The organism is Pseudomonas sp. 05T35, from assembly GCF_056396605.1.
In genome coordinates this window covers 1-625 of record NZ_JBFTLU010000875.1, presented here as the reverse complement: position 1 = coordinate 625, position 625 = coordinate 1, and the positions used below count along the sequence as shown (strand labels likewise).

The following is a 625-nucleotide window of genomic DNA, read 5'->3' as shown; positions in this document are numbered from 1 at the left end:
ATCCGCGAGTGCGTGCGTGGCTGTTTCAGATCATCACGATTGTCGCGGTGATCTCGATGGGTTGGTACCTGTTCAACAACACTCAAACCAACCTGCAACACCGGGGCATTACCTCCGGTTTCAGCTTTCTGGAGCGCAGCGCCGGGTTCGGCATCGCGCAACACCTGATCGACTACACCGAATCGGACAGCTATGCCCGGGTGTTTGTCATCGGCTTGCTCAACACCTTGCTGGTGACCTTTATCGGCGTGATCCTGGCGACGATTCTCGGGTTCATCGTTGGCGTAGCGCGGCTGTCGAAGAACTGGATCATCAATAAGCTGGCGACGGTTTATGTTGAGACTTTCCGCAACATTCCGCCGCTGCTGCAAATCCTGTTCTGGTATTTCGCGGTGTTCCTGACGATGCCAGGGCCGCGCAACAGCCATAACTTCGCCGATACCTTCTTTGTCAGCAGCCGTGGCCTGAACATGCCAGCCGCACAGATGGCGGGTGGGTTCTGGGCGTTTGTGATCAGCATCGTGGTGGCAATCGTCGCTATCGTGCTGATGTGCCGTTGGGCCAACAAGCGTTTCGAGGCGACCGGCGAGCCGTTCCACAAGTTCTGGGTCGGCCTGGCGATGTT

At 57.3% G+C, this 625-nt stretch carries 1 protein-coding gene; it reads left to right on the top strand.

Annotated features, from left to right (window positions below; genetic code table 11):
* A partial coding sequence (locus AC1DH9_RS30415) for an ABC transporter permease subunit (RefSeq protein ID WP_477809489.1) occupies positions 1-625 on the top strand: 625 nt, incomplete at both ends.